The organism is Desulfatiferula olefinivorans, from assembly GCF_054657895.1.
Genome location: NZ_BAAHXV010000096.1, coordinates 1 through 1,532 on the forward strand (window position 1 = coordinate 1; position 1,532 = coordinate 1,532).

Genomic DNA, 1,532 nt, shown 5'->3' on the forward strand with positions numbered 1-1,532 from the left:
TCGGATAAGCTGATTGGCTCGTATCTGGCTGATGATCTGTAAGCGCTCAATAAACCACACCCTGTGTAAACGCAGCCAGATCCTCTCGATCAAGGTATTGTGGCAGCAGGGCTTTGTGATCGTCTTCGGTAAGGGCGTAAGGCAGTTTGCCAAAGATGTATTTGAGGTATTGATAGGGCTCAAGACCATTGGCTTTGGCTGTTTCGATCAGGCTGTAGAGTATCGCGCTGGCGTGAGCACCTCGGGGCGTATCTGAGAACAGCCAGTTTTTACGACCGACAACAAAGGGGCGTATCGCATTTTCGGCCCGGTTGTTGTCAGGGCTTATAAATCCACGGTCGATATACCGAATCAAGCGAGGCCATTGACCTAATGTATATGCAATGGCCTTTCCGAGGGCGCTTTTGGGAACCGTGATCAGGGCGTTCTTGTCCAGCCAGGCTTTGAATTCATCAAGAATTGGTTTTGACTTCTCCTGACGACAGGCCGTTTTTTGATCGTCGTCGAGGGCGTTTTCACGAAGTTCCTTTTCAACAGCGTACAAATTTTTGATAAACCTGACGGCCTCATCTGCATGCGACATCATTTTTTCACCGTTTTTACGGGGAACGACCTTGGCTGCATCAATGAACATCCTCCGGGCGTGGGCAAAGCAACCCACATGGTGGATGGGTTTCATGGTGTCAAGAAAATCATAGCCCACATAGCCATCGGTTTGAACATAGCCCTTGTAGTCGTTCAGATAGTCTTTGACAACCTGGGACGACCGGTGCGGATCGTAATGAAAAAGATACACCGGGGCGCTGGGCGGTCCTCCGCAAAACAACCACATATACGACTGGCTTGTGTTTTTTCGCCCAGCCTCTTTGTGTACCTGTAGTACCGTTTCATCGGCGTTGATCAAAGGCCACGACCTTAATTCCTTCTTGAGGAGTTCGATGAGCGTCGAACAAAACTCAGCGGCCATGATCGCCCAATTACACAATGTGGCCCTGGGGATTATGACCCCGTGTCGGGCCAGTATTTTTTCAAGGCGGTAGAAGGGTATGGCATCAACAAACTTTTGTGTGACGATGTGGGCGACCAATCCGGCCGTGGCGTTCCCTTTGGGGATCAGGGTTTTCGGAACCGGGGCGATCATCACGGCGGGTTTTTCACTCTCGACGCCTTCACAGGCCCGGCAGGCATATTTCGGGCGGATGATGCGAAGCACACGGAACGTCGGTGGGATCACATCGTATTTTTCTGTGACTTCTTCTCCGTAACGGATTTTAGTACATCCGCATTCACAGGCCTTGTCTGCTTCATCGATGTCGACCAGGACGTCAACCCGAGGCAAATCGTCAGAGATAGCTTTGCGGCCACGTTTTTTTGTGAATGGGCCGGAATGGTGACTTCATCATCTTCCGGTGCGGGTATTATGGCTTCGTCTTGCTTTTCTTCAAACAGAAGAAGCTGTTCGTAAAGCTGATTGTTTTTTTCCGATTTTCGGCCGTAAAGCCGAGCGGTCAGAATCAGAATCTGCTCTTTCA

General features: G+C 50.3%; 2 protein-coding genes. Both read right to left on the minus strand.

The genetic code is table 11. The annotated features are described in order from the left end of the window. Nucleotides 1-46 precede the first annotated feature (46 nt). Nucleotides 47-1,339, minus strand: a complete 1,293-nt coding sequence (gene tnpC, locus ACYQ11_RS22000) for an IS66 family transposase (RefSeq protein WP_459925984.1) — start codon at nucleotides 1,337-1,339, stop codon at nucleotides 47-49. Further along, nucleotides 1,231-1,532 (minus strand): transposase domain-containing protein (locus ACYQ11_RS22005; RefSeq protein WP_459925985.1); only part of this gene is annotated, 302 nt, incomplete at its 5' end. The genes tnpC and ACYQ11_RS22005, both read right to left, overlap by 109 nt.